Below are 15,589 nucleotides of genomic sequence, written 5' to 3'. Positions count from 1 at the left end.
CGCGGGCGTCTGAGGTGGCCAGAACCGGGGAGGGCCGGGACCACGAATCCCGCGGACCCTAGCGCCGGCGGCCCTCTGCCCTGGACCGGATCCCCAGGAGCATCCGCCGTTCCATCAGGAACTGCACCGGTTCCAGCAGTGCACGCAGGGCCAGACCCTCCGCCAGGGGCGAAAAGTCGTACCGGGTGCGGGACAGCAGCCTGGTGGCCTGGGGCCCAGCAGGTCGCAACACGAACGTCCAGCCGACGTCCAGCCGGCGCCCGATGGGACGGACCCCTGCCGGCGACATCCTCCCCGTGCGCAGATCGATGGTTCCGCCCAGCCCCAGCGCCGCCCCGGACTGGATGAGCCGGACCGGAAGGCCGCCGTCGGGGGACAGCGGAACGACGTCGCCAACTTTCAGGCGTTGCAGCTCCGGGAGAATCCGGTCCGCACTCCGGATGCCCAGACCCGCGCCGCGTTCGAGCCAGTCGTAGGAGTAGAAGCCGCCCCGCCCGGCGCCCATCTGGACAAGCCACGGCCAGACCTCTGCCACCGGGGCCGCAATAGTGATCGCGCGGGTGCTTTGCATGCGCGGGGCGGGCACGATCTCGTCCCCGGCGAGCGGGCCGGCGGCCTCCTGGGTGGTAGCCCCCCAGCGCAGGAGCCGCGGCCGGACGGCCAGGACGTAGGCTGCGCCCGCCGATGCCGCAGCCAGCGCCGCGAGCGGTCCGCGCAACCGGCCGGGGACGTGCTGACCGTTCACGCGAGGGACCTCATGCGCTGGTCCGGCCCCTGGGGTCGTCCGATTCCGGCCCGACCACCACCACTGGGCAGTGGGAGTGGGCCGCTACGGCCGCGCTCACCGAGCCCATGACCTGATGGAGGAAGCCGCCCTTGCCGCGCCGGCCCACCACGAGCATTTCGGCGTGCTGGCTTTCCTCGACGAGGACCTTGGCGGGCGCCCCGAACTTGACCGAGCGGGTAAGTCCTTCCGGACGCGATTCGCCGAAGGCCCGCTCCAGTGCCTGGTCCACGAGGCGTTCGGCGGTCTCCTCCAGCTCATCGAGGGTGGGCGTTCTGTCCTCGGGCAGGTGGGAGGCCAGGAAGAAATCGGAAGTTCCCAGGCATGTGATGACTTCCAACGGGATGTTCAGAGCGGTGGACATGCGCCCGGCGAGGCGGAGCGCCGTCGTCGAAAACTCGGAACCGTCCACACCCACGACAATGCGCTGATCACCGTTCATGGTCCCCAGCCTTGCCCCTGCCCCCGGGACTGCCTAGGGCCGAAAGTCACGCGGGGCTGGGCACCGTGGCCGCCTCCGCTTAGGGTGGAACGGTGACCGCCGGCACCGGAGCAGGTGCCGGCCCCCCGGCCTGACCATGACGGTCAGCCGAGCCTGCCACCCGAGGAGTTCCTGATGAAAGTTGCTGTTACCGGAGGAAGCGGAAAGCTGGGCCGAAACGTCGTGCGGCGGCTCAGCGACGACGGGCACGAGGTGACCAACCTTGACCGCACCGGTGTGCGCGGCCCGGGCTTCACGGAGGTGGACCTGCGCAACTACGGCCAGGTGGTGGACGTGTTCCTCGGCCTGGAGGACCGCCATGCCGGCTTTGACGCCGTGGTGCACCTGGCCGCGATTCCCGCACCGGGACATGCCCCGGATGCCGCCACCTTCGAGAACAACATGCAGTCCACCTACAACGTGTTCCAGGCTGCCCGGCGGGCCGGGATCAAGAAAATCGTCTACGCGTCCAGTGAGACGGTGCTGGGGTTGCCTTTCGACGTCGACCCTCCCTACATCCCGGTGGACGAGGACTACCCCGCCCGGCCGGAAAGCACGTACTCCCTGGTCAAACACCTTGAGGAGCAGATGGCCATCCAGCTGACCCGCTGGGACCCGGTCCTGAGCATCACCGGCCTGCGGTTCTCCAATGTGATGGACCCGGAGGACTATGAGGAATTCCCCTCCTTCGACCACGACGCGCGGGCGCGCAAGTGGAATCTCTGGGGCTACATTGACGGCCGGGACGGCGCCCAGGCCGTGGCCCGAGCCCTGGAGCACGGTAAGCCCGGGTTCGAGGCGTTCATCATCGCCAACGAGGACACGGTGATGAGCCGCTCCAGCGCCAGCCTGGCCGCCGAGGTGTTCCCGAACGTCAAAGTGGTCAAGGACCTGGCCGAGCACGAGACCATGCTCTCGATCGACAAGGCCAAACGGCTGCTGGGTTACGCGCCGGAGCACACCTGGCGGAATTACCACCCGCTGCGCACCACCCCCACTGAAGACTGACCCCAACTTGAGGAGCTCCATGCAATACCGCACCCTGGGCAACAGCGGCGCCGTCGTCTCCAACTATGCGCTGGGCACCATGACTTTTGGCGCCGAGGCCACCGAGGAGCAATCCCGCGCGATTCTGGATGACTACTTCGCGGCGGGCGGCAACTTCATCGACACCGCCGACGTCTACAGCTCGGGGGTGTCGGAGGAAATCATCGGCCGGTGGCTGGCGGACCGGGCCGAGGTCCGGGACCGGGCGGTGGTGGCCACGAAGGGCCGCTTCCCGATGGGCCAGGCCCCCAACGACGTCGGAACCTCCCGCCGGCACCTTGTCCGGGCACTCGATGACTCGCTGCGCCGGCTCGGCGTAGAACAGATCGATCTCTACCAGCTGCACGCGTGGGACCCTGTTACGCCCCTCGAGGAGACCCTCCGGTTCCTGCACGACGCCGTCACCAGCGGCAAAATCGCCTACTACGGCTTCTCCAACTTCCTGGGCTGGCAGTTGACCAAGGCGGTCCATGTGGCGAAGGCACATGGCTGGAGTGCCCCGGTGACGCTGCAGCCGCAGTACAGCCTGCTGGTCCGTGAGATCGAGTCGGAAATTGTTCCGGCCGCACTCGACGCCGGGATCGGGCTGCTGCCATGGTCGCCGCTGGGCGGCGGGTGGCTGTCCGGCAAGTACAAGCGCGACCAGCCGCCGGCCGGGGCCACCCGTCTGGGCGAAAACCCGAAACGGGGGATGGAGGCCTGGGCGGCCCGCAACGCCGATCCCCGCACCTGGGACGTGATTGCCGAGGTGGAGCAGACCGCCGGGCGCCACGGCGTGAGCCCTTCCCAGGTGGCGCTGGCCTGGTTGGCGGACCGGCCGGCGGTCACCTCGGTGATCCTGGGCGCCCGCACCACCGCGCAGCTGGCGGACAATCTCGCGGCCGCGGATCTGCGGCTCACCGCGGGGGAGACGGAGCGGCTGACCGAGGCCAGCCGGCCGCGCGTCGGAGTCTATCCGTACGGGCCGATGGCCCAGGAACAGCGCAGCCGGAAGCTCGAGGGCGGCCGCTAACAAGGCAACGGGCTAACAAGGCAACGCGGGGTCACTTAGCGCCGGTCCGGGGGGCGCAAATGGGCCGGAAGTGACCCCGCGCTGTCATTCGGGGGAGTGCTGCCCTTCCGGGGAGGCGGGGCCGCCGGCATGATAGCTGGACCAGATGTCGCCCATTTCCTCCGTGGACTGCTCCACGATCCTGCTCATGGCGGCGTGCGCGGCGTCCGCCTCGCCGCGCTGAATGGCGCTGGCCACATCGACGTGCAGCTGCAGGGCCTCGTGGTGTGGCAAGTGCGGCATGAGGCCGTGCTGGGTGCGCCCGGTCAGGACCTCGGTGACCAGGTTATGCAGCTGGGCGAACATGGCGTTGCCGGAGGCCCGGAGTACTGACGCGTGGAATTCGATGTCGAGCCGCAGGAACTCGTCCCGGTCTCCGCGCTGGCCGGATGCCCACAGCCGTGCGGCCAGCGAGACGAGGTCGCTCCCGGCATCCCAGGAAGCCCTCCCGGCGGCGAGGCGGGCGGCCGCCGGTTCGATTGCCCCGCGGAGTTCGTTCAGGGCCTGCAGCTGCTCCAGCCGCTTTGACGAGGCCAGCCGCCAGCGGATTACCTGCGGGTCGTACGCATTCCACGATTCCTCCGGCTGCACCACCGTCCCCAGCCGCCGCCGCGACTCCAGCATCCCCTTGGAGGACAGCACGCGGGTGGCTTCCCGCACCACGGACCGGGAGACGTTGTGCCGGGCCTCAATCTCGTCCAGGCGCAGGATCGAGTGCGGTGCCAGCGTCCCTTCGGCGATGGCAAGCCCCAGGTTCTGGAGCAGCACGGCGTGCAGGTCTGCTGTTGGCTCCGCCTTTGGAGTTTTCATAAATAAATCATACTGGGAGCCCTCAAGGTCTTGTATAAATCTGCTTTATTTACCTAAGATCACTTCCAGAGCAGATGTAAAGATGCATTTGCAGCCGGCTGGACAGAGACGCCCAGCCCTGAAAACCAAAGGAAGTCGTAATGAAGCGACGTTCAATTGCGAAGTACGCGGCCGTCGCCGCCGTCCTGTCCCTGGGCCTGACTGCCTGCGGCGGGGCCAGCGGCAGCGCCGACGCCAAGACCTCCGGCACCGTCCGGGTCACCCTCGCCAACCACGTCTGGACCGAGGGCATCAAGGCAGCCATTCCGGAATTCGAGAAGTCCAGCGGGCTCAAGGTCGAACTGACCCAGCTGGGCGAAGACCAGCTCTCGGACCAGTACAACGTCAAGCTCAACGCCGGCAGCGACGAGATCGACGTCATGATGTACCGCCCGCTCCAGGAAGGAAAGGCGTTCGCGAAGAACGGCTACCTCGCGGACCTGACGTCCAAGGTCTCCTCGGACGCCGCGTGGGACTGGAAGGACTACCAGGAGGGCCCGGTCAAGGCCACCACCGCTGACGGCAAGGTGGTCGGCGTCCCGATCATCACCGAGCGCGAAGTCCTCTACTACCGCAAGGACCTGCTGAAGGCCGCCGGCCTGGAGGTTCCCAAGACCATGGACGAGCTCGAAGCCGCGGCCAAGGCCATCAAGGCTTCCTCCCCGGGCACGGCCGGCTTCGTGGCCCGCACCGGCAAGTCCGCCGCCGTCACCCAGTTCTCCAGCTTCCTGTACAGCTTCGGCGGCGACTTCACCGACGCCAGCGGCAAGTCCGCCGTCAACTCCGACGCTGCGAAGAAGGCCTACGCGTTCTACGGCGGCCTGATCAAGAACTACGGCCCCGCCAACGTCAGCACCGACATGAGCTGGCCCGAGGCAATGGCGATCTTCACCCAGGGCAAGGCCGCCTTCTACACGGAGGCCGACTCGCTCTACAAGAACGCCACCGACCCGGCCAAGTCCAAGGTCGCCGACACCGTCGGCTTCGCCGCGCTGCCCGCCGGCCCCGCCGGCTCCAAGCCGTACAACATCCCGTCCTGGGGCCTCGCCATCAACCAGGCATCCAGCAACCAGGACAACGCCTGGAAGTTCATCCAGTGGGCCACCAGCAAGGAACGCACCCTCGAGGCACAGAAGGCCGGAGTCCCCGGACCCCGCGCCTCGGTCTGGGCGGACCAGGCCGGCACCTCCACCTACCCGAAGGACCTCGCCGAGGCCATCTCCGCCAGCGCCAAGAACGGCGTCGGGCACGACCGTCCCGAGGTTGTCACCGTAGGCAAGGCCCGCGAAATCGTGGGCGGCCCGATCGTCGCCACTATCACCGGCTCTGACTCGTCCGCCGCAGCCGACACGGCGCACGACGCCTTCCAGAAGTTCCTGGACAGCGAAAAGAAGTAGCGCCCCCGGCGCGCCAGCCAGGCTTCGCGCCTGAGCACTGCGCCTGAGCACCAAACAGCCCGGCGGGACGGCGGTCCGATGTCGTCCCGCCGCGGCCAGCTTTTCACTTCACCCCCAACTCCTTAGGTGAACCATGTCTGTATTGACCACTCCCCGCAGCGCCCAGACCCAGCCGCCGTCCGGCCGCAAGGGCGCCCGCACCCCCGGTGCACGCGAGAACTTCTCCGGCTGGGCCAACCGGCACCGCAAATGGCTCTTCGCCGCCCCCGCCATGATCTTCGTCGGCGTCCTGATCGTTTTCCCCCTCGGCTGGACCCTGTACCTGAGTCTGACCGATTCGCAGGGCTCGGTCCGGGCGACCTCCGAGTTTGTTGGCGTGCAGAACTACCTCACGGTCCTCTCCGACGTCGAACGCTTCTGGCCCGCCGTCGGCCGCACGCTGAGCTTCACCGGCGTTGCCCTTGTCTGCGAAGTGGTCCTCGGCATGTGCATTGCGCTGCTGCTGTGGCGCCCGTTCCGCGGCGAAAAATGGGTCCGCGTGGCCATCCTGCTCCCGCTCGTCGCCACTCCCGTGGCCGTCGGCATGATGTGGCGGCTGATCTTCGATCCCAACATCGGCTTCGTCAACCAGCTGCTCGGCATGGTCGGGATTCCCGCCCAGCCCTGGCTCTCCGGCCAGGACACGGCGCTCGGCACCACCATCTTCATGGATGTGTGGCAGTGGACCCCCATGGTGGTCCTGATCCTCCTGGCCGGACTGACCTCGCTCTCCGAGGAACCCGACGAGGCGGCCCGGATGGACGGCGCCAACGCCTTCCAGCGCTTTTTCTTCATCACGCTGCCCCTCATGATGCCGACCGTGATCGTCGCCATCCTGCTCCGGGGCATCGACGCCCTGAAGACCTTCGACATCCTCTACGCCACCAAGGGCAAGGGCGGCGGGTCCTTCCACGAAGTGGAAACGCTCAACGTCTACGCCTACGGGCTGAGCTTCGACTACAACCAGTACGGGCTCTCCTCCGCGGTGCTGATCCTGTTCTTCATGATCATCATCGGCTCCATGTGGCTGCTGACCATGCGCAAGAAAGCGGTAAGCAAATGACCGTACTGACAGAAAACACAGAAAACACCGAGCCCCGGACCGCAGACCCCGCCCGGCCCACACCGGCGCCGCGCCCCCGGAAGCCGCTGGGCACCCGCGCGTACAAGGTGTTCCGCGTGGCGGCACTGGTGGCCGTGGTGCTGTTCCTGATCGCCCCGCTGTTCTGGATGCTGCTGGCATCCCTCAAGACCAACGTGGACATCTACGACACCGGCAAGTCGTTCCTGTTCACGCCCACGTTCGAGAACTACGCCAATGTGCTGCAGCGGAACAACTACTTCGTCTTCATCTTCAACAGCTTCTGGGTGGCCTTCGTCTCCACTGCCCTGTCGCTGGTCCTGGGCGTGCCCGCCGCCTACGCCATGAGCCGGTTCACGATGCACCGCTCGGCCCTTGTGGTCCTGATGGCCCGCGTCATCCCCGGCGTCTCCCTGCTGGTGCCCTGGTACTACGTCTTCTCCAACCTGAAGATGGTGGGTGGCTTCGAGGTGCTGATCCTCAGCCACATGTTCGTCGCGCTGCCGCTGATCGTGTACATCATGATGAGCTACTTCGATTCCCTGCCGCTGGAGCTGGAGGAGTCGGCCCAGGTGGACGGCCTCACCCCGATCGGCGCCTTCCGCCGCATCACCCTGCCGCTCTCCGTCGCCGGCATGGCCACCGCCGGCATCCTGTCCTTCATCTTCTCGTGGAACAACTTCATGTTCGCCCTGGTGCTCTCCGGCTCCAAGACCAAGACCCTGCCGGTCGCGATCTTCGACTTCGTCTCCTACGCCAGTATCGACTGGGGCGGACTCATGGCGGCCGCCACCGTGGTCACCATTCCGATCATGATCATTGCGCTCTTCACGCAGAAGTACATCGTCTCCGGCATGACCGCTGGCGCGACCAAGGGCTAGGCAACAGATGACACTCATCAGCAGGATTGAAACGTTCCTCGTCGCTCCGCGCTGGCTCTTCGTCCGGATCGAGACGGACAGCGGGATCGTCGGCTGGGGCGAGGCGAGCTGCGAAGGCCGCAGCGAAACCGTGCGCACCGCCGTCGACCAGCTCTCCGAGCTGCTCATCGGCAACGACGCGCTCCGGATCGAGGACCACTGGCAGGTCATGACCAAAGGGTCCTTCTACCGCGGCGGGCCCATCCTGGCCAGCGCCGTGTCCGGCCTGGACCAGGCCCTCTGGGACATCGCCGGCAAGCACTTCAACACGCCCGTGCACCAGCTGCTCGGCGGCCACGTCCGGGACCGGATCCGGATGTACGGCTGGGTGGGCGGGGATGAGCCCAACGAGGTGGCGGACCAGATCAGCGCGCAGCTGGAGGTCGGCCTGACGGCGGTCAAGATGAACGCCAGCGGCCGGATGAGCCCCATCGCCTCCGTGGCCGAGCTCGACGGCGTCGTCCGCCGCGTCGCCGCCGCCCGCGAGGTCCTCGGCGATCACCGCGACGTCGCCGTGGACTTCCACGGCCGCTTCAGCCTCGCCAACGCCCGCCGGGTGGCGCCGCTGCTGGAACCGTACCGGCCCTTCTTCCTCGAAGAGCCGGTGGTCCCGGAAAACACGCACCTGCTGCGCGAGTTCACATCCTCCACGACGACGCCGGTCTCCACCGGTGAGCGGCTCTACAGCCGGCAGGAATTCCTGCCCGCGCTGCAGGCCGGCATCGCCGTGGCCCAACCGGACCTCTCCCACGCCGGCGGCATCACCGAGGTCCGCAAAATCGCCTCGCTCGCCGAAATCTACGAGGTCCAGCTCGCCCCGCACTGCCCGCTGGGCCCGCTGGCGCTCGCCGCCTGCCTGCAGGTGGGCTTCGCGACGCCCAACTTCCTGATCCAGGAGCAAAGCATCGGCATCCACTACAACCAGGGCGCCGAAGTCCTGGACTACGTGGTGGACAAGTCCCCGCTGAAGTTCGTGGACGGACACATTGAACGGCTCACCGGCCCGGGCCTGGGCATCGAGATTGACGAGGCCGTGGTCCGGGCCGCGGACAAGCGCGGGCATGCCTGGCGCGGTCCCGTCTGGCGGCACCCCGACGGCGCCTTCGCCGAGTGGTGAACGCCGGAACGCTGGGACCGGACCTGTCGCCCCGGCGTATTTGCCCTGACGTATTTGCCCCGAAGGAGAAGCCTGACATGGAGAACACCCTGACGCCCGAACTGCTGCTGGCCGGGATCCAGGAAAGCCGGCTGGTGGCCATTGTGCGCGGCACGGACGGCGCGGCCGCCGCGAAGGCAGCCCTCGCGGCGATGGAGGAGGGCTTCCGGTATGTCGAAATAGCGCTCACCACGCCACGGGCCCTTGAAGCCATCCGTGAAGTCCGCGCGGCCGCCCCCGCGGGCTGCTTCGTCGGTGCCGGAACGGTGCTGACGGCCCAGGACGTTGCCCGCGTCGCCGATGCGGGCGGCCAGTTCATGGTGACCCCGTCGCTGGCAGAGTCGATTGCCGAGTCGGCCCGGCTGGCACTGCCTGTGCTCGCCGGTGCGCTGACACCCAGCGAAGCCCACGAAGCCATGAACCGCGGCGCCACGGCCGTCAAGCTCTTCCCCGCTTCCATCGGCGGTCCGGGCTACCTCAAGGCGCTCCGCGACCCGTTCCCCGGGATCCCGTTCATCGCCGTCGGCGGCGTCGGGCTGGATGAAGCCGAGGGCTACTGGGAAGCCGGCGCCATTGCCGTGGGGCTCGGCGGACCGCTGTTCGGCGATGCCGGCTCCGGCGGCGACCTCGCCCCGATGCGGGAGCGGGCCCGCGGTTTCCTGACCCTGGCCGCCGGGTTCGGCCGCCCACGCGCGGAGAGCCTGCGGTGATGGCCGCCGTCGGCCCGGCTTTGGCTGGGGAGGGCGTCGACCTGCTGACGTTTGGTGAGTCCATGGTCTCGCTGCGGTCCGCCGGCCCGCTGTCCGCCGGCGGCAGCCTCGGCATGCACGTGGCCGGGGCCGAATCGAACGTGGCCGTCGGGGTCGCCCGGCTCGGGCACAGCGTCACCTGGGCCGGGGTTGTCGGCGCCGACCCGCACGGGGAGTACATTCTGCGGCAGCTGCGCGCCGAGGGGATCGGGCTGCGGCACCGGATTGACGCGGCAAGGAACACCGGGGTGATGTTCCTTGAACAGCGCACCGCGGATGTCACCCGGGCCTTCTACTACCGCGCCGGATCCGCCGGGTCCACCCTCGGTCGGGAGGACCTGGACCGTGCCCTGGCGGCCGGGGCACGGATCCTGCACCTGACCGGCATCACCGCCGCCCTCAGCCCCGACGCCCGCAAGGCCGTGGAGTACGCGGCCGAGCGCGCCGCCGCCGAAGGCATGGAGGTCTCCCTCGACGTCAATTACCGCAGCAAGCTCTGGACCCGGGAGGAGGCCCGCGCCGCGCTCTCGCCGCTCGCCCGGCACGCCAGCATCGTGATCGCCTCCGACGATGAGCTCGGGCTGGTCGCTGCCCCGGTGGGGGCTGGCCCGGAGGGATCACCGCACCCCGGCGATGCCGATACAGATGCAGATGCCGCCGAAACAGCCATGGCCGCCGAACTGCTGGAGCGCGGCGTCCGCGAAGTCGTGGTCAAGCGCGGCGCCGCCGGCGCCGGTGTCCACACCGCCGACGGGCGATGGGAAGTGCCCGCCGTGCCTGTGACCAGCATCGATACCGTGGGCGCCGGGGATGCCTTCACCGCCGGCTACCTGTCCGCCCTGCTCGACGGCGCCGACGTCGCCGGCCGCCTGCAGCGCGGCGCCCTGGCGGGAGCCTTCGCCGTCAGCACCGCGGGGGACTGGGGCGACCCTGAACGGGCGCGAGCTCGCCGTGGCCGCCTATTTGAAGGAGCACGTCGCGCAGCTGCTGATCGGCAAGGACCCGCACCGGATCGAGGACACCTGGCAGTTCCTGTACCGGTCCTCGTACTGGCGCCGCGGCCCGGTCACGATGGCCGCGATCGCCGCGGTGGACATGGCGCTGTGGGACATCAAGGGCAAGCTCGCCGGGATGCCGGTCTACCAGCTCCTGGGCGGGGCGTCCCGGAACGGGCTGCGCGCCTACGGGCACGCCTCCGGCGCGGACCTGCCGTCCCTGTTCGATTCGGTCCGTGAGCACCTGGAACTGGGCTACAAGTCGATCCGGATCCAGACCGCGGTGCCCGGGATCAAGGCCGTCTACGGCGTCGCGGCCCAGGCCCAGGCCTCGGGGGAGCGCTACGACTACGAACCGGCCGGGCGCGGCGCGTTCCCGCAGGAAGAGGACTGGGACACCCGCGCCTACCTCCGCCACCTGCCCACCGTGTTCGAGGCGGTGCGCAACGAGTTCGGCCCGGAACTCCCGYTGCTGCACGACGGGCAYCACCGGATGACCCCGATCCAGGCCGCGAAGCTGGGCAAGGCCCTCGAACCCTACGACCTGTTCTGGCGGCCCCACCGACATCTCCCCGGTCGGGTTCGCCGCGCAGCTGCACGTGGGCCTGGCGATCCACAACTACGGCATCCAGGAATACATGCAGCACTCGGATGCGACCAACGAGGTCTTCGAACAATCCATGACCTTCGTCGACGGCTACCTCCACCCGGGCGAGGCGCCCGGCATCGGCGTGGAATTCAACGAAGAAGCCGCCGCCGCGTTCCCCTACCAGCAGGCCTACCTGCCCTACAACCGCCTCGTCGACGGCACCGTCCATGACTGGTGAGCTGAAGTCCGCCGGTCCCGCCCACATTGTCGTCATGGGCGTGACCAGTTGCGGCAAAAGCACCGTGGGCGCGGCCATCGCCGACCGCCTGGGGGCGGAATTCCTCGACGGCGACTCGCTGCACCCGCAGTCGAACATCGACAAGATGGCCTCGGGTACCCCGCTGGACGACGACGACCGGGCACCCTGGCTGGCCGAGGTCGGCAGGCGCTTCGCGGCGTCGGACTCCGGGCTGGTCATCGCGTGCAGCGCGCTCAAGCGTTCCTACCGCGACATCATCCGCAGCGGGGACTCCTCCGTGGTGTTCGTGCACCTGCACGGCACCCGGGAACTGCTCGGCAGCCGCATGGCAGCGCGTCCGGGCCATTTCATGCCGCTCTCGCTGCTGGATTCGCAGCTCGAAACCCTGGAAGAACTCCAAACGGATGAAGCGAGTGTTGTAGTGGATATCGCCACGCCAGTGAACCAGATCGTTGACGACACTGTTGCGGCCCTTGACGGGCTGCAGGGCGGAGCCACCCGGTTCCTGGTGGACCTGAAGGCCGCGCCGTTCAACCTCGACGATGCCGCGATTGCGTGGGTGGAGTCCACCATCGGCTCCATGTCGGACGAGGAAAAGATCGGGCAGCTGTTCATCAACCACAACAACGACTACTCCCCGGAATACCTCGACGGTGTCCTGGAGCAGTATCACGTGGGCGGCATGCGGTACCGGCCGGGGCCGTCGGCCGAGGTGCAGGAGCACATCCGGTACGCGCAGTCCAAGACACGGGTGCCGCTGCTGATCGCATCGAACCCGGAAATGGGCGGCGCCGGCAGTTGCGACGACGGGACGTTCGTCTCGACCCACCTGCAGGCGGGCTCGCACCCGGACAAGGGCATCGCCCGCCAGATGGGGCGCGTTGCCGGGGTGGAGACCGCCGCGCTGGGCTGCAACTGGGCCTTCGCGCCGATCGTGGACATCCACTACAACTGGCGCAACACCGTCATCTCCACCCGGGCTTTCGGCAACACCCCGGAGATCGTGGTGGAACGGGCCAAGGAGTACTTCGACGGCATCAGCGAATCGCCCACCGTGTGCGCCATGAAGCACTTCCCCGGTGACGGCCTGGACGAGCGGGACCAGCACGTGGTCACGTCCTACAACACGTTCGGCTACGAGCAGTGGAACGCGACCTACGGGCACGTGTACCGGGAGATGATCGGGCACGGCGTGCAGTCCATCATGGTCGGGCACATCGGTGCGCCGGACCTGTCACGGCATTTCCGCCCGGGCCTCGCGGCGGGGGACATCCTGCCCGCGACCCTGGCGCCGGAACTCCTCCAGGACCTGCTGCGCGGCGAGCTCGGCTTCAACGGGCTGATCCTGACCGATGCGTCCCAGATGATCGGCCTCACCCAGGCCATGAAGCGCAGCGAGCTCGTCCCGGCCACCATTGCGGCCGGGTGTGACATGTTCCTGTTCTTCCGGAACCCGGCCGAGGACTTCGGGTACATGCTGGACGGCTACAAGTCCGGGGTCATCACCGAAGCGCGGCTGCATGACGCGCTGCGCCGGATCCTGGCCCTCAAGGCCTCGCTCGGACTGCACCTGAAGTCCCGAGGGGCGCTGGTTCCGCCAGCCGAGGCGCTGGCCCGAATCGGCAGCGAAGCGCACCTGGCCATCGCCGCCGAAATTGCGGACAAGACCGTCACCCTGGTGAAGGACACTGCGCAGAACCTGCCCATCACACCGCGGACGCACAAGCGGATCCGGCTGTACGGCATTTCCGGCGGCTCGGACTTCACCATGGCGGATCCCCTGGCCTACCTCGATGTGGTGGCCGAGGAACTGGAGCGGGCCGGTTTTGAGGTGCACCTCTTCAAGACGGCGGCGCAGCGCAAGGCGGCAGGGGAGGAAGGCGTGAACTTCATGTCCGTCATCTCCGAGGAAGCCACCGGGGACTACGCGGACAAATATGACGCCGCGTTCGTGTTTGCCAATGTGAAGGGCTTCGCGCAGGAGGCAGCGATCCGGATCAAGTGGTCCACGCCGATGGCCGCCGAGATCCCCTGGTACACCACCGAGGTCCCCACGGTGTTCGTCTCGCTCAACCAGCCCAACCACCTCATTGACGTGCCGATGGTCAAGACCGCCATCCACGCCCACGCGGGCACGCCGGCAGCCATCCGGGCCGCCATCGAGAAGATCCAGGGCAAGTCGGAGTTCCAGGGCACGTTCAACGAGAACGTCTTCTGCGACTCCTTCGACACCCGGCTCTAAGCCACGCTGCGTTCTTGACCTGACGCGGCGCAAAATACCCGGCGCTACGAGGATTCCCGTAGCGCAGGGTATTTTGCGCCGCGAAAGCCCGAAACCGGCGCGAAAAACCCCTCCCGCGGCACCCCTCGCAGGCGTAGCGTGGGGCCATGGAGAAGACCGGATGCGCGGTGGTGGGCGGTGGACCTGCAGGGATGATGCTGGGCTTGCTCCTGGCACGGGCCGGGGTGCGGGTGACGGTGTTGGAGAAGCACGCCGACTTCCTGCGCGACTTCCGCGGCGACACGGTGCACCCGTCCACGATCCGGCTCATTGACGAACTCGGACTCGGCCGGGAGTTCCGCCGGCTGCCGCAGAGCCGCCTGAAGAATGTCGTTTTCCCGGTCCCGGGCGGGGCGCCCGTGACCATGGGCGACTTTGACGCCCTGCCGCCGCCGTACAACTACATTGCCATGATGCCGCAATGGGATTTCCTGAGCTTCCTCGCCGAGGCCGCAGCCCAGGAGCCGGGGTTTACGCTGCTCATGAGCCACACCGCCACGGGCTTGGTCCGCAACGGAGGCCGTGTCCGCGGAGTCCGCTTCCGGACCGCCGACGGCACACAGGACGAGCTCCTGGCGGACCTGGTGGTTGCCACGGACGGCCGCCATTCCGCGCTGCGCACCGCGGCCGGGCTGGCGCCAAAGGAGTTCCCGGTACCCTTCGACACGTGGTGGTTCCGGCTGCCCCGCTATCCCTCCGAAACGGGTGAGGTGGCCGGGCTCGTGCCGGCGTTCGGCCCCGGCGAGGCGCTGCTGGCCCTGTTCCGCAACGACTACTACCAAATGGGCTACCTCGCCGCCAAGGGCGCCGACGCCCGGATCCGCGCGGAAGGCGTCGAGGGCTTCCGACGGCGGGTGGCGGCCCTCCGCCCGGATCTTGCGGACCGGGTTGACGCCATCGAATCCCTTGATGACCTCCACTGGCTCGACGTGCGGCTGAACCGGCTGCACTCGTGGCACATCAACGGGCTGCTGTTCATCGGGGACGCCGCGCACGCGATGTCCCCGGCCGGCGGCGTCGGAATCAACCTCGCCATCCAGGACGCGGCCGCCGCCGCCGAGTACCTTGCCCCCGCACTGCTCCGGGGCCGGGTGACCACGGCAGACCTGGAGAAAGTCGAGCGGCGGCGCCGGCTGCCCACCGTCATTGTGCAGAGCGTCCAACGGCTCATGCAGAGGGCAGTCTTCGGCCCGATCCTGACCGGGAAGCGGTCCAAGGCTCCGGCCGCGGCATTGTTCTTTGCCCGGCACGTTCCGGTGTTCCGCACCATCATTCCCCGCTTCATCGCCTTTGGCCCGCGCCCCGAGCACGCACCGGCCTTCGCGCGGCGGGCCGAACCCCAGCCGCAGCCCTAGCTGTACTGCCCAGGGACGTTGGTTCGGTGAATGTGATGACTCGCTGGAGTCGTTGACCTAAAGGTGAGGACCTCCGGTTGCACAGTGGAGTTGCTTAGACAACCGCTGCAGCGACCAGGAGGTCCTCAATGTCTCACGCTAATGCCGCTTTGACTCCACGCCAACGTTTGCGCGTCGCGCGTCTGGTCGTAGATCACGGCTGGCCGGTGTCCCGGGCTGCCGAGCAGTTCAATTGCGCCTGGCCCACGGCCAAACGGTGGGCGACCCGCTACGCCGCGATGGGTCAGGACGGCATGGCCGACAGGTCCTCGCGCCCGCACCGGGTGGCGAACCGGACGCCGCAGCAGCTGGTGCGCAAGGTCGTGCATCTGCGCTGGAAGCAGCGTCTGGGGCCGGTCGCGATCGGGGCGAAGCTGGCCATGCCGGCCTCGACCGTGCACGCGGTTCTGGTCCGGTGCCGGCTGAACCGGCTGCATCACGTGGACAAGCGCACCGGGGAGGTCATCCGCCGCTACGAGCATGAGACTCCTGGAGCGATGATCCACGTCGATGTGAA

At 68.1% G+C, this 15,589-nt stretch carries 13 protein-coding genes and 2 pseudogenes; 12 read left to right on the top strand and 3 right to left on the bottom strand.

Annotated features, from left to right (window positions below; all coding sequences use genetic code 11):
- Positions 1-58 precede the first annotated feature (58 nt).
- Both AC1DNG_RS13300 and AC1DNG_RS13295 read right to left on the bottom strand, forming a co-directional pair.
- Positions 59-745 (bottom strand): SRPBCC family protein, encoded by a 687-nt coding sequence (locus AC1DNG_RS13300; RefSeq protein ID WP_476887561.1) that lies wholly within the window; start codon positions 743-745, stop codon positions 59-61.
- Between the two features lie 10 nt (positions 746-755).
- Positions 756-1,226, bottom strand: coding sequence for a universal stress protein (locus tag AC1DNG_RS13295; RefSeq protein WP_223913569.1), 471 nt, complete (start codon positions 1,224-1,226; stop codon positions 756-758).
- Positions 1,227-1,400: 174 nt separating this feature from the next.
- On the opposite strand from AC1DNG_RS13295, the gene AC1DNG_RS13290 reads away from it, so the two are divergent.
- Positions 1,401-2,273, top strand: a complete 873-nt coding sequence (locus AC1DNG_RS13290; RefSeq protein WP_476887560.1) for an NAD-dependent epimerase/dehydratase family protein — start codon at positions 1,401-1,403, stop codon at positions 2,271-2,273.
- A 19-nt stretch (positions 2,274-2,292) separates the two neighbouring features.
- On the top strand, positions 2,293-3,324 hold the full coding sequence (locus tag AC1DNG_RS13285; protein ID WP_476871361.1) for an aldo/keto reductase: 1,032 nt from the start codon (positions 2,293-2,295) through the stop codon (positions 3,322-3,324).
- Positions 3,325-3,408: 84 nt separating this feature from the next.
- On the opposite strand, the gene AC1DNG_RS13280 is transcribed toward AC1DNG_RS13285, so the two are convergent.
- Positions 3,409-4,173, bottom strand: coding sequence for a FadR/GntR family transcriptional regulator (locus AC1DNG_RS13280; RefSeq protein WP_476857979.1), 765 nt, complete (start codon positions 4,171-4,173; stop codon positions 3,409-3,411).
- A 140-nt stretch (positions 4,174-4,313) separates the two neighbouring features.
- Here AC1DNG_RS13280 and AC1DNG_RS13275 point away from each other — a divergent pair, with 140 nt between their 5' ends.
- From AC1DNG_RS13275 to AC1DNG_RS13230, 10 genes and pseudogenes are all read left to right on the top strand, one after another.
- Positions 4,314-5,609, top strand: a complete 1,296-nt coding sequence (locus AC1DNG_RS13275) for an ABC transporter substrate-binding protein (RefSeq protein ID WP_223913573.1) — start codon at positions 4,314-4,316, stop codon at positions 5,607-5,609.
- A gap of 133 nt (positions 5,610-5,742) precedes the next feature.
- Positions 5,743-6,711, top strand: a complete 969-nt coding sequence (locus AC1DNG_RS13270; RefSeq protein WP_476887559.1) for a carbohydrate ABC transporter permease — start codon at positions 5,743-5,745, stop codon at positions 6,709-6,711.
- Entirely contained in the window at positions 6,708-7,610 is a 903-nt protein-coding gene (locus tag AC1DNG_RS13265) for a carbohydrate ABC transporter permease (protein WP_476857978.1), read from the top strand. The genes AC1DNG_RS13270 and AC1DNG_RS13265 overlap by 4 nt, the downstream gene beginning before the upstream one ends.
- 7 nt (positions 7,611-7,617) lie before the next feature.
- A complete protein-coding gene (dgoD, locus tag AC1DNG_RS13260) occupies positions 7,618-8,766 on the top strand; it encodes a galactonate dehydratase (RefSeq protein WP_056430100.1) in 1,149 nt (382 codons plus the stop codon).
- A 77-nt stretch (positions 8,767-8,843) separates the two neighbouring features.
- The gene (locus AC1DNG_RS13255) at positions 8,844-9,515 is read left to right on the top strand and encodes a bifunctional 4-hydroxy-2-oxoglutarate aldolase/2-dehydro-3-deoxy-phosphogluconate aldolase (RefSeq protein ID WP_476887558.1); all 672 of its coding nucleotides are present in this window, start codon (positions 8,844-8,846) and stop codon (positions 9,513-9,515) included.
- Positions 9,515-10,459: pseudogene (locus AC1DNG_RS13250) on the top strand (sugar kinase); the annotation flags it as partial. The gene AC1DNG_RS13255 and the pseudogene AC1DNG_RS13250, both read left to right, overlap by 1 nt.
- 19 nt (positions 10,460-10,478) lie before the next feature.
- Positions 10,479-11,376, top strand: a pseudogene (locus tag AC1DNG_RS13245) (enolase C-terminal domain-like protein); the annotation flags it as partial.
- Complete coding sequence (locus tag AC1DNG_RS13240) at positions 11,366-13,639, top strand: gluconokinase, GntK/IdnK-type (RefSeq protein WP_476887557.1); 2,274 nt, start codon at positions 11,366-11,368, stop codon at positions 13,637-13,639. The pseudogene AC1DNG_RS13245 and the gene AC1DNG_RS13240, both read left to right, overlap by 11 nt.
- Positions 13,640-13,785: 146 nt before the next feature.
- Positions 13,786-15,033: an FAD-dependent oxidoreductase gene (locus tag AC1DNG_RS13235; RefSeq protein WP_476887556.1), complete on the top strand. Its 1,248-nt coding sequence runs from the start codon at positions 13,786-13,788 to the stop codon at positions 15,031-15,033.
- 128 nt (positions 15,034-15,161) lie between these two features.
- Positions 15,162-15,589 (top strand): helix-turn-helix domain-containing protein (locus AC1DNG_RS13230; RefSeq protein WP_476887555.1); only part of this gene is annotated, 428 nt, incomplete at its 3' end.

The sequence above is a fragment of the Arthrobacter sp. 01T425 genome, from assembly GCF_056398725.1.
The sequence above is the reverse complement of the archived record's forward strand: the minus strand, read 5'-3'. Positions and strand labels throughout refer to the sequence as shown.